The sequence below is a fragment of the Alteromonas sp. DYW1 genome (genome assembly GCF_059752595.1).
In genome coordinates, this window is sequence record NZ_CM186038.1 from 2660346 (window position 1) to 2683067 (window position 22722).

Consider the following 22722-nt stretch of genomic DNA (forward strand, 5'->3'; position numbering starts at 1 on the left):
ACTATGCAATTAATTGACCTCAACGCACAATTACAAACACTCCAACCGGCTATCGACAATCGCATGCAAACTGTGCTCGCGCATGGCCAGTTTATTATGGGCCCCGAAGTTAAAGAGTTAGAGGCGGAATTAGCGAGTTACGTTGGAATCGAACATTGCATTAGCTGTGCAAATGGCACCGACGCGCTACAAATCGCGCTGATGGCACTTGGTGTTGGTCCTGGTGATATTGTATTTACCACCGCATTTTCATTCTTTGCCACGGCTGAAGTAATAGCGCTCGTTGGTGCTACCCCCTATTTTGTTGATATTAATAAAGACACATTTAACCTGTGTCCCAATAGCCTAGCTAAAGCAATCGTAGAATCCGCGCAGCACAAACACTTAACCCCAAAAGCGGTAATCAGTGTAGACCTGTTTGGTTTGCCCGCTGATTACCCTGCTATTAGTGCGTTATGTGAAAATTATGGTTTGCATCTAATTGAAGATGGTGCGCAAGGTTTTGGTGGTGCAATTAATGGCCAAAAAGCCTGTGGATTTGGCGATATCGCCACAACCAGCTTTTTCCCGGCAAAGCCTCTGGGATGCTTTGGTGATGGCGGCGCAATATTTACCGCAAACTCAAACTTAGCCGAGCGTTGTCAGTCGATTCGTTTGCACGGCAAAGGTACGCATAAGTATGAGAATGTGCGCATTGGCTTAAACAGCCGCTTAGATACATTACAAGCGGCAATACTATTGGAGAAGCTTTCAATTTTTGACCACGAATGCACCGTTCGTCAACGCAATGCTGCATTTTTAAGCCGTCATTTAGACCGTTCGTTTGTAACACCACACATACCTAATAGGTTTTCAAGTGCGTGGGCACAATATTCGATCTGGCATCCGGAAATACCGCGTGAAACTATCTTGGCACACTTGTCTGAGCAGGATATTCCACACGCTATTTACTATCCGATCCCGTTAAATCAGCAAACTGCACTTTGCCACGCACCAAGTGCATCGACACCAAACAGCATTGCCATGAGTCAGAAAATTTTCAGTATTCCGACCCATGCTTATCTGACTGCCGCAGAGCTTGATCTTATCGTGGAGACTCTCAATGGCTGCATCACCTAAAGTTCTGGTGTATGGGGCTGGCCAACTGTTCCAAGATTTTGTTGGCTTTATTAGCGCACACTTTGAAATTGTAAATATTGTAGAAACTCAGCCAAAACAAGCTGTCATTGGCGAATACTCAATAATAAGCGTTGACGATATACACACAGTAGAATGGTCATTTGTGATCGTAGCCAGTAATTTCCATGACGCTATCACCACCGAGTTACTCAAACGCAACGTATCGCGCAAACGAATTAAGGCCTTACACGAAGTACCAGAAATCATTGCCGCCGCCAATGCATACATCAACGCCGCCGCACGTGCCATACAACCAATGTCCGTTGCTGATCCAGCGACTTTTAACATTCGGTTTGTGATCAACTCTTTGGGTGCTGGTGGCGCAGAAAAATCGCTGCTATCTTTAATCGGAGCATTGCCGCAATCAAGCTACGCCATTACGGTACTTTCCTTGTTTGACAACAACCATTATCGCAACAAACTTCCCGACCATATAAACCTTATATGCCTCAGTGATTATGCTAGTAACCAAAACGTCGTTAGGTTGGCCTTGCGGATAGCCGACAGTCAGCAGATAAATCAATGGTTCGGCGCTCAGGCATTCGATCTCGATATTGCCTATCTAGAAGGATGGGCCACCAAAGTTGTCGCCTACAGCCAGGCGCCTAGAACCATTGCTTGGTGTCATACAAATTTACAAACCAATCACTGGACGCAGAATTATTGCTTCCAAGCGCTAGAGCAAGAGCGAGATTGCTACACGACAATTGAGGATTTAGTATTTGTTTCTGATGATGCTCGTAAGGGATTCAATGCAACATTTCGTATCGATAGTCAGCGACAGCATGTTATTGCGAACTTTATCGCTACCCCAGCCAAGCGCCAAGGGGCTCACACGATAAACGCTGAACCACATTTTTTTTCGGTTGGCCGACTAGCGAGAGTTAAAGGGTATGACCGTTTATTGATCGCCTTTCGACACTTGTTGAATAAACATAAAAACGCTAAGCTGACACTAATCGGCGATGGGCCAGAGCGAGAAGAACTGATCAGTCAGGCACAAAAGCTTAACTTAGACACTGCGGTTATGTTTGCCGGTTTTGTAGATTCGCCGTTTACTCTGGGAACTGGTTTTACTTGTTTTGTATCTGCTTCACATACGGAAGGACATCCTCTAGCGGTAGCAGAGGCTTTGTTGTCTGGTTTTCCAGTAATAGCGACCAATTGCGGAGGTAATGCAGAAATACTAGAAAATGGTACGGCCGGGCTATTAGTTGAAAATAGTACACAGGGCTTAGTAGACGGAATGACTCGTTTTTGTTGCGAGCAAGGCTTAGCGACAGCACTGATAGACGCAAGCAATAATGCAACAGTACATAATTCAAACCAACAGGTATTACATCAAGTTATAAGGCTTCTCACCTTGCCGATAACTAATTCCGATTTTAAGGCTAGCCGTTATGGCATTACGTGATTACTCAAGAATTGTCTTGTGGGGTGCCAATCGGGCCGCCGTTTATGCATCAATTATATGCCAGAATCTCAAACTGACCTGGACGGTGGTCGACCAAAATCCTCAACAACGTCAATATTTATTCGCCAATACCATCATTGAATCTGTCGATAATTTGGATGTAATCGCTGCTAATACATTGGTAGTAATTTGTGCTGATGCGCAGCGCTTCGGCGATACAATCCAAGCAATGGCAAATAGTCTTGGTTGCACTAATTGTATTGATTATCGGGAGTTTTGTGAGCGAGTTAGTGTTGAGCTTTCGGAGACTCCTAACTCAAAACACAAATTAGATAAATTCATTACCGACAAAAATAAAGTAGCGATTGTCCTTCCACGGCTAGCTGTGGGCGGTGCTGAGCAACAAGCAATGATGCTGGCGCTGGCCCTAAAGGAAGTAGGGAAAACGGTGATCTTGATTGGCTTATCCGCAGTTAGCTTTAATCAGCCTACATATGAAGAAAAGCTTTTAGTGAATAACATCAGATACACTAACTTTAATGATTTAATTGCCCCAGACATTCGCAACGAAGAGTTCTCTCTATTAATTCAAGAACCAACATTTCATAGATTTTCCCTGCGTGGACAACATTACATCTATGAAATGTATTTATGGTTAAAAAAAGAAAGGCCGAGCGCGATTATAAGCTTCTTAGATGAGGCAAATATGGTCTGTGGATATTTGTCGGCCAACATGTGCAAAATATCTACGCTTTTGTTTTTTCGCTCTTTATCTCCGGCAGAACTAATTAAAAAAAGCGAAACATCAGGATTCTGTCTAGACCCAGATAGCATGGCTGCCCGTTATAGAGAGTGGCAGAAACATAATCATATTCACCTCGCCGCAAATGCCTTAGAGGGCATTAGAAGCTACGCCAATTGGCTGAACGTATCGGGTAAAAGCATCCATTACATTCCCAATATTGTAAATTTAAATAAACCTGAGCTTATTAATAATTCACAGTCGAAGGTCCCCCTCATTATAGGGCTAATGCGCCTTTCTCCAGAAAAAGCACCCGATGACTTTGTGCGAGTTTTGGCTGCCTTGCAGAGAAAAGGACTAGAGTTTAAAGCCGTATTAATCGGAGATGGCATAATGCGAGCCCCGGTTGAATCTTTATTAGTAAAACATTCGCTTACTAACATAGCTGAAACTGCAGGGTTTATAGCTGATCCAACCCCAATTCTCCAAAAGGCTGATGTTCTCCTGCAAACATCACTGATTGAGGGGCTTCCTAATGCTTTAATTGAAGGTCAAGCCAATGGCTGCTTGGTTGTGGCTACCGACGTGGGTAGTACCCGAGATGCGATCGCAAGTGAATACCACGATTATATTTGTAATGCGCGCGATATCGATGCATTAAGTAAAAATATAATTTCCCTTATCAATCTTACTGAAGAACAAAAAGAAAGTCTTCTTCGCGCTGGTTTTAGTCATATTGAACAACATTACTCAGCGCAGCAGGTGGTGAGAATAATTTCTGAGCTGATGTTGTAACAGTTTTTTGATATTGATCATGTTATTCATACATTCAATAGGCCCGTTGTGAATTCGAACTAGTTGATCATTTAAATTCTTTGTTGAACTATCACGGGAATCGCTATGCGTGGCCGTTAAAGCAATGCTGAGAAATGTCGTTAACTAAACAGACATTAAGAAAAATTTAGTACGTTAGTCTGCAAATACAAGGAGCACGGCATTGAATAAACCTTTAGAAGAAGCACTAACCGAAGAGTACCAGCGAGTCGTTGAGTATTGCGAAAAAGGCAACGTACCTGATTACATGCTGGTGCAATCAAAATTGTTTTATGAAGGGCGGTGGCGAGAATACACTCCTTTAATCGACTCCATCCCTATTGACTTCAACAATAAAGTGGTGCTTGATTTTGGTTGCAAGTACGGCCATCTATTGCCTTATATGGTAGCTAAGGGAGCCAGTAAAGTTATCGGGTTAGATGCTGAACCTGAGTATGTAGACATGGCAAAGACCGTTTTCGAAAATGTCCTTCCAAATTGTCAATGTGAGTTAGTAATTGACGGCCTGATCCCCCTGCAACCTAACACAGTTGACATTATTTTTGTCAATGAGGTTATCTCCCATGTTAACCCCGCCTACTTAGACACTGTATTTAGCGAGTGGGCTCGAATTCTAAAAATGGGTGGCATAGTTTTCATCTCTGACGGCAACAATGCAGCGAGTCAATTATGTTTGAAGAAACTATTACCGTTGTATGAAGCATGGGAGAATGGGCCGGATGGTCGTAGCACGGATAGAGATCATGTGGCTAAAAGTTACCTTACTCGTCGCAAAGACATTATAAGAGAGCTAATACCTGAGCTGACTGAAGATAAAGTTCATTATCTTGCCATGAATACTAGCGGACTATTTGGTGAGACATTGAAAAAAATCATCATCGATTACGATAACACTGGCGAGCTTATAGAGCGTCCCTACCGTTCTGGCACCTATCCAACAAATCCAGAGTCTGGAGGGGTCGTAATGGAGCGCACATTTCACCCATTAGCATTAGAGAAACATTTGTTTACATATGGAATTTTCGCCAAACAGATGTTACCTGAACGGCGCAAGCCTGAGAGCGGTAACAGCCTATTGTCAAAAGTTGACTACTTTATGGATGAGTATAATTATTACAAAAAAATGGTCGAAGAGCCTGATTCCCTGCGTGGAGCAAAAGAGAGCTTTCGCATACTTGGTCGAAAGGTTTGGTAATTATTTGTAATTTCGTTTAACTGGAGCAGGTTTTCAGAGGTAATCTTCTTTAAACCTGCTGCCAATTGAATATTAGCGGGCTCCGGATTATTCGTCCTTTGTGGTATGTTTGCGTGTTATAAATAACCCCATGCTTAGCGCGAATATATAGGCATAAAACTTAAAGAGAATAATAACACCAATGTCACTTTCTTCTGCACAATGCGTTCATGATTTATTCGAACAACCTATTGAATTACATGAAAACCTGATCCGATTAGCCTCACAATTGGCAGCTGAAAACGAGCAACAGACCAGTGAGGTTTTTAGTGAGAAGTGGAAGTCATTTGGCACTCAATATGATTCAGATAAACTCTACGACTTTCAAAAGCGTTGGTACCTTGAGCTATATGGATTCAAAGATGAGCAGCATTTAGCAGATTTTTTAAACACACAAACAGTGATCATAGACGCTGGCTGTGGCATGGGCTATAAAGCTGCTTGGTTTGCTGAATTGGCACCTCAAGCGCTGGTGATCGGAATTGATTATTCGGATTCAGCCTTTCAAGCAGCCTCCGCATACAAACATATTAGTAATTTATTTTTTGTCCAGGGCGATATTGCCAACACAAAAATAAAAACCGGTGCAGTTAGTTATGTCAGTTGTGACCAAGTAATTATGCATACTGAGGTTCCTGAACAAGCATTTAGTGAACTTTGCCGTATAACAGAGCCTCGTACTGGACAATTTGCGTGTTATTTTTACGCCAAAAAAGCCTTACCTAGAGAGCTGTTAGACGACTACTTTCGCACGCAATGCAAATCCATGTCGAGTGCAGAACTTTGGGCGATGTCCGAACAGCTTACTGCCTTGGGGCGAACATTGTCTGAACTAAATATACAGATCGAAGTTCCGGATATTCCTGCTCTGGGCATTAAAGGCGGTAAACAAGATTTACAGCGTTTCATATATTGGAATCTGCTTAAATGTTTTTGGAATGCTGAGCTTGGTCACAATACTTCAGTTGTCACTAACTTTGACTGGTACAGTCCGTCCAACGCGAAACGATTTAGTGAGCAAGAGGTTAAAGACCTACTCAAAATTAACAACATGCAGGATATTACTTTCCATCGAGAGGAAGCTTGCTATGCTGGTCGATTCAAGCACCGGAGCCTAAAAAGCCTTAATGCTTGATAATTAGCATAATCGGCCGATAACCTTATTTAAGTCGGTAGAGAGGTTTGAAAATGAGCATAAATGTCATCAATGTCCTCGGCATGAGCTATTCTGGAAGCACCCTGCTTAATTTTATGTTGGACTGCGTACCGTCGGTGTACGGTGGTGGCGAGCTACATTGGCTGCTAACTCAACACCAACCTGAAGCCGGATATAAAGCCCATTGCACTCATTGCAAATCAGATTGCAAAGTATGGACGCCATCGGCAACCCAGACGGTGCCGTCCAATAGGTTTTACACATATATTGCTCAACTCACAGCATCCGATACACTAGTTGATACATCTAAAAATCTTGATTGGTTTAAGCAACGGCGGCGCATCGCTGAGCCCGACGTTTACAACCATAATGTTTTGTTGGTTAAGCACCCTTACAGACACCTTGCCTCACTGTTAATTAATGCAAAAATAGGACGTGATAATAAAGGTGATGCTTTAAATACTATGATTAATACTTTTGATGGGTTCTATCGGCATACCTTAAATTATTTACGTCAAGGCCCTTATACAGTGGTTCACTATGAAGATTTAATCATCAACAATAAGCAAACAATTAATAGTATATTGAGCTTGGTAAGCAAATCTCATCAGAGCAGTACGTTACACTGTTTTGATGTGCAACATCACCAAATTGGAGGGAATGCGGGCCCTATTTATCTGGCAACAAAGCAATGGCCAACGGCGAGAGAGGAGCAGTCCGCCGTTCGATTGCGTCAGTATGAATCCAATACTGGTGTATTTTTAGATGATAAGTACTTGGATTATTTCACGCCAGCGGAATTAGCTCAGATAGATGAAGACCCAAGAATTAAGTATTGGGACGAAATGTTTAATTTTGCTGATGTGAACGCCGACCATTCCAAGGTGGCGGCTTGTTAAACTCTTCGGCTCCAGTAACACGGGTGCACTAGTAACAAAAAATCAACGTATTGCTCAGCTATTAACGAAATTTGCCCCACATCATTAAGTAAATAGCGCTGCCCTGTTTTCTGATCTAGGTGACAGTCTTGGATCACATAGTGGTGATGTCTAAAATGATTTGGAATATCAGCGTAGGCAAGGCCCAAATCATCGGTATTCGACGCAATGAATTTCCCCATGGACTCGCGTTGTAGTGAGAATTGCGTCCCTAGCCCGTGTACAGTAAGACCTGGTTCTTCAATACCAAATAATTGCCGAAAACGATCCAACTCAGATGCAAGCGCTTGGTGCGGTTGCGGCATAGCATAACAGCTCGTGTGTAGTCCAAAGTCCACTCCAAGAGCGCTGTATTTCGCAACATCAAGTGTCATTTGCTCGGGGTTATAATCGAGACCATCTGTACGGATAAATACAGTTGGTACAACCCCAACCTCTAAGGCAACATCTAACATCGATGGCATATTCACTCTGCAGCGCTCAGTATCAATATCAAAGCGATGAAATGATCGACTGTTGACACTATTCAGGTTTTGCACCCAGTAAGGAGTAAACTCACTTAGAAGCCTCAATTGCTCCAACATTTTTTTGTATAGAGATAATGAAAACGGCGTCGATTCCGTATGTAAACGCTCAAAAGAGAGAGCTAATTGCGAAAACTGCAATTCTCGATATAACTCAGTGCTTATATCGTATATGTGTTGAACCCCCTTATCTTGCAAACGCCATTTAATGTCGTCGGCATATTGACTTGCCAACAGAATATGGTCGCGCGAAAGGACGTTATCCTCTGAAATGGATGGCAGTCCTGACAGTGAGCGACCATTCTCGCAAACGAAACCACTCACCGAAGACTTTAGGTGCTTTTGAGCCCAATGCCAGATAACCCTTGCACCATGTCCGTTGCCAAATATCCACAATCTTTCAGAAGGCGGAATACTATCTAGTTCTAGTGCTGAGCTACGTATGTTCACATTTACAGGTTGCTTTTTTCCGCTAGTATGATTGAGCCAGATTTACTACCTTCACTATCAAACATAGACAAAAAACTTAGATACATGAACTTTGTTGGAAACCAGTCGCTCGATAATCCACTCCCAGTTTTAACAAAGCGCTCAAATTGCTCCAAAAATATCTTATCTGCGGCAATCCTTTTTGGGCTATTAATTGCATTTTTGATAGTGAACCCATTACTACTAATAAGCTTTTTATAGTCTTCTTCACTTATCATTTTATGAATAGCGGTGCCAAATGAACGGGTTAATTTTTGAATGTAATCATCATAACTGCTCGGGACCGCATCACCATATTTCTCAATATATTTTTGCAGTTTCTGAGGTTCTTGTTCATACATGGCCTGAATATTTGGCCGCCCAATGCCATTAACAAAAACCACGCGACCGTTTGGTTTGAGAAGGCGACGAATTTCTGCCAAAAACGCCTCTGGCGTGGTGATCATGGTCAATACTTCTGACGCCAACACAACATCAAAAGAAGCGCTAGCCTGCTCAATTTTGTCTCCACTACCATGCACAAACGTTAACTTTGTTTGTAGTACCTCTGGAACTTGAATCTTCTTAACATAAGGATTGATATCGATAGCAGTCACGTGTTTTGCTTGCTTCGCCATTTCAACACTCAGGTAACCATTGGCACAGCCTAAATCTAGAACTCGGTCAGTCTTCTTTAAGTCTAGACATTGCATAATATCTCGAGCTTGCAATCGCTTAAATAAATTAGCTTCGCCAAATAACCAACGGCTTAAGTTTTCCTTAAATTTACTTCTGGGTATATAACCAAAATTCCGAAAATTCACGTTGGGAGATACTGAAAACATACCATTTACCTCTATTTCAATAGCCTATCTTAATGTATCGACCATTGCGTATGATTCTAAACTAATAAGGTGGTCATATTAACTTTTCTTCTACTTAAGTGAGTGCCCAAACCAACTAGCATTCACGGGCACGTCCTTGTTGACAAAACTCATCGCTCCAATGCGACTCTTATCTCCTACGTTCACGCCCATTTGAATAATTGAATTTGGGCCTATATAAACGCCGTTACCGATGCGCGTTGGCGAGCGCTCAACCTCAGCCTCGCCCAAAGAGTTACTCCAAGCAACCGTATGATGAGAGTAAATTTGAACGCCAGCACTTATTGATACATAGTCACCAACTTCCAAACCACCGGAACCATCAAGAATAACGTTAGGACCTATCCATACATGCTTACCAACTTTTACATCACCTAGAATAAGCACGTTATTATAACAACTGGTACCTTCCCCAAAACCATAAAACTTGGCTGTTTCCCAGCGATCTGAAAACAAATCCTGAATCGAAACATGGCGTTGAAATTTATCTTTCATCTCCGTTCGTTTATCACGAATAAACGCCTGCAACTCTTGCTCAAAATTCATTGCTACACCTAATCAACAGTTAATGGAGTGGCTTGTGCAACTCAAGGTTTAACCAACATAAAGATTGGCGACTCTTTAACAATCGAATACTTGTTAAAGCGTTCGTAATATTCAGGGAATTCCTTGTGTAGATGCGCCACGGCCGCTTTGTCTACTAATAAATAATCAATGTTAAATGCTTGGACTAGTTCGTCGATATCTTTATCTGGATAGGGATATCTGACGCCCAGAAGTTTATTATATTTCGTGTAGTTTTCACCTTCACCGATATTGGCATGCAAGGTTAGAATTTTGTTATTACACTCTGGCGACATGTCATAGCCGATATACAAGCCATAGCGAAAAGGAATAGGTAATATAGTAGACCCAGTAATATCCGCGAACCATTCGCGAATAAGGGGCAGGTAGCTATGCACGTTTTTTTGCGCATTACAACGTCTCTGAAACTCAATAAAATGTTTGATAAAGGCATAAACAACCAGCGTTACAATAAGCAACTGAACAACTCCAGGCACAAGAGATTGATTTGTCATAAAGACTACCAATGAAGGTAACAGAGCGAAATCTAAATAACGTTCTGGTTCTCCCAAAAAGCCTAAAGGTTTCCATGCAGTCAACAGGGTCAAAGCAAACCCTATAATTATAATTAAACCCCAAATAGAAATTGGCGTTAATGCCATGCAATACAGTGCGCCGATCACAAGCGGGAAATCAATTACAATGCGAACCAGTGAATTATTCATCAACGGCCCAGAAGCCTTTGTTGGGTTAGTCAATTGCAAGAACAAATCCACATAGTGATCTTTAACCGTTGGGTGCTTGTGAATTAAGACTGTCCTATAAAAGTAACTGTGTCTTACTAACCCTCTTAGTACTCGCATCGAGTAGCCACCGCTTAAAAACGCGGAGATTAAAAAGTGATATAGGTAAAACTGCAAATATGCCCAACTCATAAAGAAGAGAGAGAGACCGAGAGTAAAAAAGAATGTTGCTTGCCACGCGAACTTGGAGGATGTACTAAAAAACAAGAACGCAGTAATTGCTAATACATGCAACCATGGATCTGCATCGAAATAAACCAGTGATACCAAACAAAGCAAATATAAGTTACCAAACAAAATTCCAAATGCTCTTTCACCAAAATGAATGGAACGGCCATCGTGAGCAAAGAAAGTTCTGCATAGCGGTAATATAATAAACCATAGCCCAGGGTCTACCTCTTGTTGTCTCAGCAGTACATAAGCGACGACAAGCAAAAGAGAATCAAAAATGGTTGGAATAATGCCGCCATAGCGTTCTAACCAGGCCATGCTGGGTCCGGCCCAGTAAACAACTTTATGGAAGCCCGATGGATAATCAAATGCGCCAAGTGGATACAACCACCCCATGTCAAGTGGTTCGCCGCCGGTACGTTTATACTCCTTTACGATACTGAGGTGTGTGAGATCATCACCATAATGTTCAGGGGTATATTTTCGCTCGTAATATAATGAGTACCAACGATATATCCACAATACAACTATGGCCGTCAGTAAGACGCTCACAGTGATTGACCCTGCTGTTGAGAAAAGGTCTGGTTAAACCACTCATTGAAATTTAAAAGAGACCAAATTAACAAGCGATGATTTTGTTTTCCCGCAAGATGTTCCTTTACGGTTTTATGCACAAGTGAACGGTCGAGAATGTCGAATAAAGGTGACTCATTCTTGAGTAATTGCTGTTGCACAAAATGCATACTTTCACCCTTAAACCAACTTGAGTCTGGGGCAGAAAATCCCTGCTTTCTTGCATTCGCTATACTAGCTGGCATATATCGACTAGCACATTTTCGGAGCAACTGCTTACCCCCAAATGCAATATCTTTGTGTGACCGATCAATCAGATATTTAGTGGGTGTTTGCAAGGCAAAATCGACTAAATCATTATCTAAAAAAGGAACTCTTACTTCTAACCCAAACGCCATGCTCAGTTTATCTTCGACGTGTAATAATCCCGGCAAAAAAGACTTCGCATCAAAATATAAGGCCTTTTGCAGATTGTTTAACTGTGAGAAATTGTTGCAACCTGCAACTATCGAATCAAACGCTTGACGCGGAGAATAATCTCTTACATGAGAGTCTATAGGTGACAGCAGTTTGTTTAATTGCTCTTCGACTAATAATCTTTGCCATTGGGTATAGTAACGCTGGTTAAATTCATCATAATTAGTGCTATCCATTGCCGCGGCATACCGCCATGGGTACCCGGCAAAAATTTCATCGCCTCCAACGCCACTCAAACAGACTTTGACAAATTTACTGGCTAACTTTGCTGCATGTAGATTTGGATAAGACTGCCCAACTCTGGGTTCTTCCAAATGTGCAGCTAACTTCGGTAACGACCGCTGCATATCGCCAGCCTTTAACACCATCTCATACTGTTCAGTTTTGAATAAATATGACATGTGCTCGGCAACGCTTCGCTCATCAAATGCTTGCTCCAAACCAGTCGCAGAACTTAAATCAAAACCACAGGTGAAAGTTTTCATGTGAGAGTAAGTTTGACTTGCAATGGCAACGATCAGACCACTGTCGATGCCACCACTCAAGTAGCTTCCCAACTCAACATCCGCAACTAATTGCCGATTTACCGCCTGATGGAGTAAATGAGCAACCTCTTCCTGATATTCATCTAGTGTCAAAGATTCAGCTGGCTCTACAAACAAGAAATCCCAGTATTGCTTAATTGAATAGGTGGGACTCTTCATTTTTGAGTTAGTAATTAGGAAGTGCCCCGCGGGTAGTACGGTAATACCCTGTAAAAGGGTATGTTGCGAGTATATATTCTGAAAGGTGAAGTATTCCTTTAAAGCCGTGTAGCACAGCTGAGAATCAAAACCTGGTAACTCATAAAATGCGCGCTGTTCAGAGCTAAACGAGAAATATTTTTCGTTCTCATAGATATACAGTGGTTTAATACCATAGCGATCTCTTGCAAGTATTAAGTCGCCCGTTTGACGGTCGTAGAAACCTAGCGCAAACATGCCATTAAACTTCTTTAATGCGTTTTCTCGCCATTCAACTAAGGCATTTAACACCACTTCGGAGTCACAATCTGAGAAAAAATGATGCCCTAATCGTTGTAGCTCTGCGCGCAGTTCTCTAAAGTTATAAACTTCACCATTGTAAGTCAGCACAAAACGTCCATTCTCACTGACCATAGGCTGTTGCCCTGCAGAGCTTAAGTCAACGATAGATAAACGGCGATGCCCAAATCCAATGCTGTTTTCAACCCAACTTCCTTTTCCGTCAGGTCCTCGATGGATCATAGTATCCCGCATGCGTTCAACGACCACCGTTGAAATTGCTTGTTGTTGACGATCTAGTAATCCAACGATTGCACACATATCACATTAATTCTCGAAGGCTATCTACGACATAATATAAGTCATCCTGACTCATTTCATTATGTAGAGGTATAGCAAGAGATTGATCATTCAGCATTGCAGCATTTGGAAAGTCTTGCCTCTTTAACCCAAATTGTTCTTGGTAAACCTGCAGCATATGTACTGCGTGAGTTCCCGGCCGCGTAGAAATACCTCGGTCCTGCAACCGCTCCATCAATTCATTCCGCTCAACCGGTGAGTTAGCGTTGTCCACGACAGTAACAAAAGATTGCCAAGAACAACCACCGTGTGCTGGGAAATAAGGTAACTGAAGCCCCTTTATATCAGCCAGTTGTTCACGATAGAAGTTCGCCATACCATTGCGTTGCTCCACTAACGTCTTCAGCTTGGTTAACTGCACACAGCCGATAGCACCTTGCATATCAGTCATGCGGTAGTTGAAACCCACTTCGCCAAATTCAGGTAATATATACGGTTTGGGGCCATGATGGCGCTGCTCTTCGGATATACTGGCACCATGGTTACGCAAGCAAAACATGCGTTCAGCTAAGGCCGAATTCTGCGTCGTCACCATTCCGCCCTCACCGGTAGTAATGATTTTGCGCGGGTGAAAAGAAAACGCGGCCGCATCGCCCAGGCCACCAGCAAAGGTTCCGTTATAACTCGCACCGGAGGCACAAGCGGCATCTTCCAGTAACGCTACATTGGCTGGTATGACTGACTTTATGGCATCCATGTCAGCGCACAAACCAAATAAATGAACAACAATCACTGCCTTCGTTTTCGCACTAAGCTTGGCTTCGATTTCCTTTGGCGAGACATTGTAAGTATGGGAGTCAACGTCGGCAAAGACCGGAGTTGCTCCGCAATACAAAACGACGTTCGCCGTCGATACCCAGGTAAACGCCGGCACGATGACCTCATCGCCAGGCCCAATATTGAGTGCGGCTAACATTAAATGTAAACCTGTTGTGCAACTGGTGGTAGCGATAGCAGATGTTACTTGATGATAATCTGCAAATGCCTGTTCGAACTCCCTGACCTTTGGCCCAGTCGTTAACCAACCCGACTCAAAACAGGTTTTAGTGGCTTGCCATTCTGCGTCCCCTAAACTAGGCGTTGCGATCGCAATATTACGCGCCATGCTTAGCTCTCCAATCAATCAGGTGTTGTAAGCCTTGGGTCAACTCTATAGCACTTTTGAAACCTAAGTCAGAAAATGCTTTTTCAGGGCAACCAATCCGATTTTGTACCAACGCACGACTATCAGATTCACTATACGGATTATATTGGATAGTTAAGTCACTGTTTCGTAGCGACAAAATGGTTTCACATAAAGTTCTAATCGAGGTTTGAATGCCGGTTCCTACATTATAGAAATCGTCGGTGGCGTCACTTTGCATGGCTAACACGTTACAACGTGCTACGTCACGCACATCAATAAAATCGTAGGCTTGAGAGCCATCACCATTCACCGTGGGCGACTCGCCAGCATCAATTTTATTTAACACGATAGGGATGACGCCAGTATAGGCTGCGGTTTGGTCCTGATGAGGCCCATACACATTCATATAGCGCAATCCGACGTAATCTAAACCATAACGGTCATACATCGCGCGGCACATAGCTTCACTGGCAATCTTTGTCGCGCCATAGAAATTGCGGTTGTTAAACGGATGACTTTCTTTCATCGGCACTTCAACAGCATCGCCATAAACCGACGCTGAAGATGAGTAAACCAGTCGTTTAACATTATTTTTTACGCATGCTTCTAATACATTGAAGGTGCCTTGTACGTTTACGTCGAATGCAGTACGTGGATAATCTCGGCAATGAAGGAGCCACATAGCAGCCAGCAGAAATACACCATCGACTCCCTGCAAAGCATCATTCAATACATCAACATCACGGATATCACCGCCATTGGCAAACAGTGTGCAACGTGGATCTGATAAAAAAGGCTCAATGTAGGATTTTTGACCGCGGGTAAAGTTGTCGTAAATAACCACTTCACCAACATCGGTTTTCAATAATTCTTCCACGACGTGGCTGCCAATAAAGCCAGCCCCACCAATAACTGCGACACGTTTATTTGATAAATTCAAAGCCATTACTCCCCAGAGGCCATGTCTAAAATACCTCAGTATTATTCAAGTCTTGTAAGCACCAATTGGGATCCGGCACTTGCCAATTCCCATAATGGTATGTCAGGTAACCCTCTGTGTCTTGCGGAATGGGCCACTCATAGCCAGCACTCGCCAACTTGGCGATTGAATCAGTATATCTTGCCCGCATACGGATCCCCCGCGACGCAAGACAATAATCGCTGAATTCATCAGACCGATATTTCACAAAAAAATCGATAGACGGTAACGGCTTTTCGGCTTCAGATACAAATTTAAATGCCCGAATCGCCTTTGCAGGAACATTACCAAATGCGCTATCAGCGTAGCATGTATCAACGCGCCACCTTTCTCCTGACACATCAGACAACTCTTCTTGAAAACGGTGAAGATTCGCTTGGACAACGGAGACACCTGTGGCATCAATTGCAATATCCAGATCATCATCCCAGGGGATTAACGTCTTATCGCGGTATAAGCCCAACAATGTGCCAGCATCGATATGATGAGTCACTGCAATGCGATGCAATAACTGGCAACAAATGTTCAGTAGCTGAAGTGACTGTCCAATTGAAACTTCATCATGCTCAAACCTTTTCGCTGCAAGCATGCGAGCAGGTAACGGGCTCAACTGATTAGGGTTAATCTTTAGAGATCGGGTAAGCTGTCGCTGAATTTGTTCAAAAAATTCGCTGGCAATAAATATTTTGTCGCTAGGCTGTGCATAGATAGCTTCAGGCGCGTGAATCGTGATGCCGCACAGAGAACTCCCCTGTTTACGCTCATCATTATCGATAAACCCAAGCACATGATAATCTTGCTGCAAATTTTCATACGCACGCTGTCCAGCCATGCCAGCGCCAAAAATGTACGCAGTTTGCTTTATTGCCCTAACACCTTCACCATCAACCATATGAACCGCTCACCTACTACTGATCTATGCCTTTCATGTATCGGCCACCCAGAATAAAACTGGATCATTGTCCATATCACAGCAACTTGAAACGTTAATCATCGAACAACAACGCGACGGCTTAGTGACGTCGTCAAGTCTATACCATCCCAGAGGGTTTCGAAGTCTAAGGCCTGACCTAGCGGTACTACTCGGTCAATACCCGCTAGTTCAGGGCGCGCTATTATGTCTGCTAATGCTGATTTGGAAATCCCTGCATAAGTCAGTGTTTGCTGCTTTTCAGTTACCGTCCTTGACAGCTCCTCAATGGATTTAAGGTGGACCAACAAATAGGTCATTTGGCCAGCATGCATGTCGATGAGTGAGTGTGGGTCGTCACATTCCAACACCGAAAGAAGGCCAAATTGGTGGCACTGAATTATGCCCTGGGTCGCTGCATATTGGCGGTAAATTAGTTGCTCGTTACGGAGATTCGGCGCGGGTTGGATATGCTGCAATGCCAACTTATCGAGCAATTCAAAAAATGGATACAGTAATGCTTTATCCCCCAACCAATAAATCACACGAGGTGAAGAACAAGCTTGCTGCAAATGGGGTTGCGTATCAGACCACAGCTGCTGTGCAATTGCCTTAGTCTCAGCTTCTGAAGTGAACGCGTCGCTATGAATGAGTGCTGCTGAATACCGATCAGCAAAACTGACATCTCGCGTTCTCGGCTTACTCGGTAACGCGCGAATGGTTTGTACACTGTCATCTCCTCCCCAGAGTAATCTGGCGTCGGCTAGGAGACTCAACCGCGCTGACCAATCCGATTGTTTATCTGTGCGCACAAATAAGTTTCTGGCCGCTAACGCTTGATATTGCACCATACCAAAACGCGCTTGAAGCTCTGACAATAGCAAGGCTTGCACCGGTGTTGCTTGAGACGCGAGACGAACAATATTGCTGTTTCCTATCAATGCACTGCATACCCAGCTGTACATGAACATGGTGTCGACATTATTGGGAGTAAAATGAACCGCAAGCCCCAATGCTTTAACTATTACGTTAGATTCTTTTTGGAGTTTTAAAGACTCTGTTCGCAGCACACGCCGCAACCAAAATCCAAGCGCAACAAGCTCCGGATGAGCTTTATATTTAGCGCTTAGCAACGCTGTGCTCAAATCGCCCAGCAGCTGTGTGATCATCGGATTATTTGGATGTAATGGAGGTAATTGTGCTATTTCCGCAAGCAACGCCTCTATACCTGCATTGTCAGAAACTAAAACCTCAAGACTATTATCCATTGCTCACTCCGGCGGCATGTGCATCACTACATCCTCTAAGTTCGGCTTGAGGTAAACGCCCTGTCACAGAAAAATATTTACCCGACCATCCGCAGACGCAATCGTCTTCACCGTGAATAACCCCTAAGTCTTCAGTCAAAATGCTGTGACCAGGGTAACTGCTAGGGATCGCCGAGAGCACTTGAATGAGTCCTGATTCACCGTTTTCGCAAGCGGAAAGGTCACGCGTGTTACGTACGATAACGTCGGCATAACTCGGCGCATGCAGATAGCCCTGCGCGCATTCCACAAACACAGAACCCACCTGCTCTGCCATGCCATAAAAATTATGCACTTTAGTTATTGCAGCGTGCTCTGACAACTGCTGTTTGAATTCATGATTAGTCACCTGCTCATGCTGCAACTTCTTCCAACCCCCGCTATGCAATAGGATCCCATGCGGTAAACTTACCCTGCGGTGGGATTGTTGTAAGGCCTGAATAAAATATCGCCATACCATAAAGGTAAAGCCAAACACCAAAACTGGAGCATTCCCATACTGAGCGCAGAACTCATCAATCGCCTCCCAATTAGGCGTCATATCATCGTGCATCGCATAGGTATGGTGACGCCCAAAAAATGCCAAGCCCTGAATACCCGCAGCGCGTGCGTTAAAAGTCGATCCTTTTACCGTGGAGGGTGCGTCGATGATAAGCATAGGTAAGCGATTCTTGCCCAACACTTGCTGTAAAATGGCTACCAATACTTTGGACTGACGTTGGCTGGTTGCCTTGTCTAAATAGACTTTAGCGGTTACTTGAGAAGTCGTACCCGATGATTGTAAAACGCGGAATACCGCCTCATCAGGAATGCTTTTCAAAGCTAATAGTTTAAATAATCTAACGGCAATATACGGAAACGAGCTCATGCAGGTATTAGCATTCACATTGGGGGTTGCAGCAACGATGCGTTGGTATTCCGCGCAGTGCTCGCAGTGCCATTGATGCAATTCATTTAAGGCCTTATAGAGCACCGTAGCTTTATCATTTTTTTCGCAACCAAACACATCGTGTTGTGCGAGCTCGCTAAATGCGTGTTCAAATTGGCTTAGGTCCGTCAAATTGCCTACCCCTGATCAGTGGGTTGTTCAAAGGCACGCGCGACCGCTTGATAGTCGGGCTTACCATTGGCTGTTAATGGTAAAGAGCTTAACGATATCAAGCGGGTTAAAGAAGGATGAATTTTCATTATTTGATGTAAGTGCTGTTTTATGGTGGCAGTGATAGTCGCTGGCTCTTGATCAGGCGCTACTTCTACCCCAATGAGTAAACACTGATCATCGCCACAACATAACGTATGCATACCTAACTCCTGCAAATTCCGCTCTACAGCATCTAAATCGGTACGTACGCCGTTTAGCTTTAAAAATCGTGCTTTGCGACCAACAATTCGATAATCACCGTCGTCATCAATCTCCGCCAAGTCACCTGTATATAGCCAATCAGCGGACTTTAAATGCTCAAGACCCGCTCGATTATCGCTATACCCTAACATCACATTAGGGCCACGGTAACAAAGCTCACCCGCGTCTAGTTTAAACTCACCTTGCGGGATCGCCTGCCCGATGCTTGCGGGCTTGCTGCGCAATTTGTTTGGGTTTAAATAGGCCATCCGCGCAGTCGCTTCAGTTTGTCCGTACATAACAAAGAATTGTTTGCTATGCGTTTGCGCATAGTTTGCAAAGTAGGTTACCAATTCGGGCGCTAACTTGCCCCCTGCTTGAGTAAAGTAGCGCAAATCAGGCAATTGTTGGCGTTCAAAACGCAGCCGGTGAAGCATCTCGTAGGTGTGCGGTACACCGGCGAATGAATTGATATGGTATTCACGCATGATCTGCCAAAACTCCCGGTTTACGACCGAGAAATCGGAAAGCACTAAACAGGCTCCACGCAGCAAATGGGTATTAAGCACTGACAGACCGTAAGAATAAAACAGCGGTAGTGTATTGATAGCCCGATCGGTTGCCACAATCGGCAGATACTCACAAATGGCCTCGGCATTGCTGTGCAAGTTTGTGTAGCTTAACACGACAGTTTTGGCGGCTCCGGTTGAACCTGATGTCGGAAGTAGAAGGGCTACTTTATCATCGATTGGGGTTGGTTCTGAATGCACAGTTTCGAGCTGATCGTGCTCTATCCACGCATTAGGATGGAAGCGTTGCTGTAACGCTACCAATTTATCAGCCGAACATTGAGGATCCACCAGTAACACAACAATGCGTGCCGATAATAACGCCAAGTACTGCACAATGCTGGTGTAATCACTGTGCATTTTTAACCCCACAAGATAACGCAAATTGCTATTTGCAGGCGGAAACTGTAGAGCTAGGCGCTCTTGTGCTTGTTGCACTGCGTCAATGAGGTCTGCATAACTATGCTGAGTGTGCAGCAATGACTTATCTGCGCTTGCGCTGATAGTAATTAAGGCTGGCTTATCCGGCGCAGGAATTAACGCATCAAAAAACACCCCTAACCTCCTCCGGTTCTATAAACGCATACCACCGTCGACACCAATAATTTGCCCGGTGATATAACTCGCGTGATCGGACAGAAGGAAACTGATCAAATCGGCAATATCTTGCGGACGCCCTGCCCGTCCTAAAGGAATGGAATCAAGTATCGATTGCCGTTGCTGAGGGTTAAAGTCGGCAGTCATGGCGGTGTCAATAAAGCCAGGAGCTACGCCGTTCACGCGAATATTATTACTCGCTAATTCTTTGGCTAACGATTTTGTCATCCCAGACAGCGCCGCTTTTGAGGCAGCATATGCCGTTTGACCAGCAGCCCCTTGCTCACCCACAATAGAACACAAATTCACAATACTACCTGCACCCTGACGCGTCATCAGGCGGGCCCCAAGTTGCATGTGCTGAAACGCGGCCACGGTATTAATTTCCAGTTGCTGTTGCAGGTCGGATAGCCGGGTCATCGCTAACGCTCCGGTATGCATATTGCCGGCATTGTTCACCAAGCCATCAATATGACCAATATGTTGTTTTATATGCGCAAACGCCGCTTTGACTTGGGCTTCATCGCTGAGTTCATAACTCATCGCAATGGCGTTTTCACCTAACTGTTCAGCGACGAGATCTAACTCAACTTCATTGCGGCCCGCCAACAACACAATTGCGCCTAACCGCACACAGGTCTGCGCTATCGCTAAGCCAATGCCTTTATTGGCGCCAGTTACCAGTATCACTTTGTTATGTAACAAGTGGCACTCCCGTTAAAACGTTACGTCATATTTCTGCAGAATTTCTTTGGCTTTAGCGACCGAACTCATATCAATAATATCGTCGGTATCCAACATAATATCGAACTTATCTTCAAGCTCTGCAATTAGGATCATATGCGCGGTTGAATCCCATTCAGGGATCGTATTGTAGGTCAATGCATCAGACACCTGCCCCGCATCGATACCAAGCGCGTTAGCAAAAACAGCCGTTAGTTCTTGTTGATTTGTTGCCATGATACCCCTTAATTTTTATTTCGCGGCGGCCGGTTGAGTAGTGCCTTTAACGTTTTACTCTGATCGGTATAGTTATCCTCGGTCAAAATCAAATCAACCAATTCACCTCGCTGAGTCACCGTGTACCCCAATTGCTCGTTATAGCGCAATGCGGCCACATTATCTGACTTTACGACAGCATGTAATACTTTTGCATTTAACTCACTGAAACAATAGTCGTTCATGACTAACGTCGGCGAAAAAGCGATCAGATTACTGGCAAAACGTGGCTCGCCAATATATAAGCCCAACTCAAAATGTTCAGCACTATTAATATCGACGCCTTGCCCGCGAGTCTTAATATTACATGAACCAATAGCCTCACCACGATACTCGATTACGAAATGGATTTGATTCTTCGCGCGACCAATATGCTCAAACCAGGCCTGTTGTTGTTCGTGAGTAATCGTGTTGGTGGTTAGCATAAATCGCTTTACATGTTCGCTATTACGCCACTCTCTTAATTGCTCAAGATCACTAGCTTCGACGTTACGCAGGATCACCTGGTATCCAGTTAAAGGTTTATCCACACGCATCAGCTCAACGCCATTAATGCATTTAATACGTGCACACTGCCATTGGCATTATACGTACTCGGTATTGCTTGTTGCATCTCGACCAACCTTTCTGGTTGTGACCAAAGCTCACCAATCGTGCTCACTATTCTGGTTATCCAATTTTCTTGCTCTGCCCCTGATAGGCCCTGAAACTCAAATACTTTACACCATCCCTCAGCTTGCGCTTGGTGACTTGCAGCCATCTGATTGTTTGCAACCACGACGATTACGGCGGGCGTTCGACATACGGCAAGTTCAAACTGACTGCCACCGGCTGCGGAAAGCGCTAACTTGGCATGGCTCCATACGTCAGCCATGTCTTGTGCATCATGCACATGTTGCATGGTTAATTGGGTTGATTGGATAAAGCTAGTGAGTGCGTCTAATGCTGGGAAAGCGGCACCGGTGACAACTCTAATCGGCGCGCTAAAACCTGCGCATTCTAACCCTTGCAAGACAGGAATGGTCAACTGCATAGGGTCACTACCGCCGAAATTGATGGTCAAATGATGACGCTGCTCTACAGGGAGCGGCGTGACCATTGCGAATTCACGCCGTAGCAGTCGAAATTCAGCCCCATACAAATGGGCCGGATCAGCATCTGGCTGCGCCGCAGCATTCATAATTGCATCAGCTTGGAGCGGTTCAGTACTGACGCCATCATCAAATACCGCCACTTTAAACCCTGCTGCTCGCCAATACTGACAATAGGCCGCCGAAAACTGATAGCCATCGATAATAAGCCAATCCACGGGGCCTGAAGTACCATCCGTAAATGCACGGTATTGCTCAGCAACACTGAGCGTATAGTCGTGATTGATTATTTGCCCTTGCCAATCATGGCGTCTTAACGCGAATTCATGCGTCGTTTGGTCAAGTAAAAAAGTCGCGTCCATATCATCCGCAATGATCTGTTGCGCCAGTGCCTGACAGCGCATCAAATGACCAAGACCCATTTGCGTGGATGCTTGTACCAAAAAAACAAAGCGCATA

At 44.1% G+C, this 22722-nt stretch carries 21 protein-coding genes; 6 read left to right on the forward strand and 15 right to left on the reverse strand.

What is annotated here, in order from left to right; genetic code table 11:
- Positions 1-3 precede the first annotated feature (3 nt).
- From AC121Z_RS11940 to AC121Z_RS11965, 6 genes are all read left to right on the forward strand, one after another.
- The gene (locus AC121Z_RS11940; protein WP_498124241.1) at positions 4-1119 is read left to right on the forward strand and encodes a DegT/DnrJ/EryC1/StrS family aminotransferase; all 1116 of its coding nucleotides are present in this window, start codon (positions 4-6) and stop codon (positions 1117-1119) included.
- Positions 1103-2593, forward strand: coding sequence for a glycosyltransferase (locus AC121Z_RS11945; protein ID WP_498124242.1), 1491 nt, complete (start codon positions 1103-1105; stop codon positions 2591-2593). Before AC121Z_RS11940 ends, AC121Z_RS11945 begins: the two co-directional genes overlap by 17 nt.
- Positions 2580-4130 carry a glycosyltransferase gene (locus AC121Z_RS11950; protein WP_498124243.1) on the forward strand — a complete coding sequence of 517 codons (1551 nt, stop codon included), beginning with the start codon at positions 2580-2582 and terminating at the stop codon, positions 4128-4130. Before AC121Z_RS11945 ends, AC121Z_RS11950 begins: the two co-directional genes overlap by 14 nt.
- A 202-nt stretch (positions 4131-4332) precedes the next feature.
- Positions 4333-5364: a class I SAM-dependent methyltransferase gene (locus AC121Z_RS11955; RefSeq protein ID WP_498124244.1), complete on the forward strand. Its 1032-nt coding sequence runs from the start codon at positions 4333-4335 to the stop codon at positions 5362-5364.
- Between the two features lie 181 nt (positions 5365-5545).
- On the forward strand, positions 5546-6538 hold the full coding sequence (locus AC121Z_RS11960; RefSeq protein WP_498124245.1) for a class I SAM-dependent methyltransferase: 993 nt from the start codon (positions 5546-5548) through the stop codon (positions 6536-6538).
- Positions 6539-6591: 53 nt separating this feature from the next.
- Positions 6592-7458, forward strand: coding sequence for a sulfotransferase (locus AC121Z_RS11965; protein WP_498124247.1), 867 nt, complete (start codon positions 6592-6594; stop codon positions 7456-7458).
- Here the strand turns inward: AC121Z_RS11965 and AC121Z_RS11970 are convergent.
- The 15 genes from AC121Z_RS11970 to pseG all read right to left on the reverse strand — a co-directional run bounded on the left by AC121Z_RS11970 (position 7455) and on the right by pseG (position 22721).
- Positions 7455-8471, reverse strand: a complete 1017-nt coding sequence (locus AC121Z_RS11970; protein WP_498124248.1) for a hypothetical protein — start codon at positions 8469-8471, stop codon at positions 7455-7457. The genes AC121Z_RS11965 and AC121Z_RS11970 overlap by 4 nt on opposite strands.
- A 2-nt stretch (positions 8472-8473) precedes the next feature.
- Complete coding sequence (locus AC121Z_RS11975) at positions 8474-9334, reverse strand: class I SAM-dependent methyltransferase (protein WP_498124249.1); 861 nt, start codon at positions 9332-9334, stop codon at positions 8474-8476.
- 90 nt (positions 9335-9424) lie between these two features.
- The gene (locus AC121Z_RS11980; RefSeq protein WP_498124250.1) at positions 9425-9919 is read right to left on the reverse strand and encodes an acyltransferase; all 495 of its coding nucleotides are present in this window, start codon (positions 9917-9919) and stop codon (positions 9425-9427) included.
- A gap of 41 nt (positions 9920-9960) precedes the next feature.
- Positions 9961-11463: a hypothetical protein gene (locus AC121Z_RS11985; protein WP_498124252.1), complete on the reverse strand. Its 1503-nt coding sequence runs from the start codon at positions 11461-11463 to the stop codon at positions 9961-9963.
- On the reverse strand, positions 11460-13304 hold the full coding sequence (gene asnB / locus AC121Z_RS11990) for an asparagine synthase (glutamine-hydrolyzing) (RefSeq protein ID WP_498124253.1): 1845 nt from the start codon (positions 13302-13304) through the stop codon (positions 11460-11462). Before asnB ends, AC121Z_RS11985 begins: the two co-directional genes overlap by 4 nt.
- Position 13305: 1 nt before the next feature.
- Positions 13306-14448: a DegT/DnrJ/EryC1/StrS family aminotransferase gene (locus tag AC121Z_RS11995; protein WP_498124254.1), complete on the reverse strand. Its 1143-nt coding sequence runs from the start codon at positions 14446-14448 to the stop codon at positions 13306-13308.
- Positions 14438-15409 carry an NAD-dependent epimerase/dehydratase family protein gene (locus AC121Z_RS12000; protein WP_498124255.1) on the reverse strand — a complete coding sequence of 324 codons (972 nt, stop codon included), beginning with the start codon at positions 15407-15409 and terminating at the stop codon, positions 14438-14440. Before AC121Z_RS12000 ends, AC121Z_RS11995 begins: the two co-directional genes overlap by 11 nt.
- A 25-nt stretch (positions 15410-15434) precedes the next feature.
- Positions 15435-16340 (reverse strand): nucleoside-diphosphate sugar epimerase/dehydratase, encoded by a 906-nt coding sequence (locus tag AC121Z_RS12005; RefSeq protein ID WP_498124256.1) that lies wholly within the window; start codon positions 16338-16340, stop codon positions 15435-15437.
- Positions 16341-16438: 98 nt separating this feature from the next.
- Positions 16439-17626, reverse strand: coding sequence for an acyl-CoA reductase (locus AC121Z_RS12010; RefSeq protein WP_498124258.1), 1188 nt, complete (start codon positions 17624-17626; stop codon positions 16439-16441).
- Complete coding sequence (locus tag AC121Z_RS12015) at positions 17619-18725, reverse strand: LuxE/PaaK family acyltransferase (protein ID WP_498124260.1); 1107 nt, start codon at positions 18723-18725, stop codon at positions 17619-17621. The genes AC121Z_RS12010 and AC121Z_RS12015 overlap by 8 nt, the downstream gene beginning before the upstream one ends.
- 5 nt (positions 18726-18730) lie before the next feature.
- The gene (locus AC121Z_RS12020) at positions 18731-20131 is read right to left on the reverse strand and encodes an AMP-binding protein (RefSeq protein ID WP_498124261.1); all 1401 of its coding nucleotides are present in this window, start codon (positions 20129-20131) and stop codon (positions 18731-18733) included.
- Positions 20132-20149: 18 nt separating this feature from the next.
- Entirely contained in the window at positions 20150-20878 is a 729-nt protein-coding gene (locus AC121Z_RS12025) for an SDR family NAD(P)-dependent oxidoreductase (RefSeq protein ID WP_498124262.1), read from the reverse strand.
- A 12-nt stretch (positions 20879-20890) separates the two neighbouring features.
- Positions 20891-21133: an acyl carrier protein gene (locus AC121Z_RS12030; RefSeq protein ID WP_498124263.1), complete on the reverse strand. Its 243-nt coding sequence runs from the start codon at positions 21131-21133 to the stop codon at positions 20891-20893.
- A gap of 8 nt (positions 21134-21141) precedes the next feature.
- A complete protein-coding gene (locus AC121Z_RS12035; RefSeq protein WP_498124264.1) occupies positions 21142-21702 on the reverse strand; it encodes a GNAT family N-acetyltransferase in 561 nt (186 codons plus the stop codon).
- A 5-nt stretch (positions 21703-21707) separates the two neighbouring features.
- Positions 21708-22721: a UDP-2,4-diacetamido-2,4,6-trideoxy-beta-L-altropyranose hydrolase gene (gene pseG, locus AC121Z_RS12040; RefSeq protein WP_498124265.1), complete on the reverse strand. Its 1014-nt coding sequence runs from the start codon at positions 22719-22721 to the stop codon at positions 21708-21710.
- Position 22722: the final 1 nt, after the last annotated feature.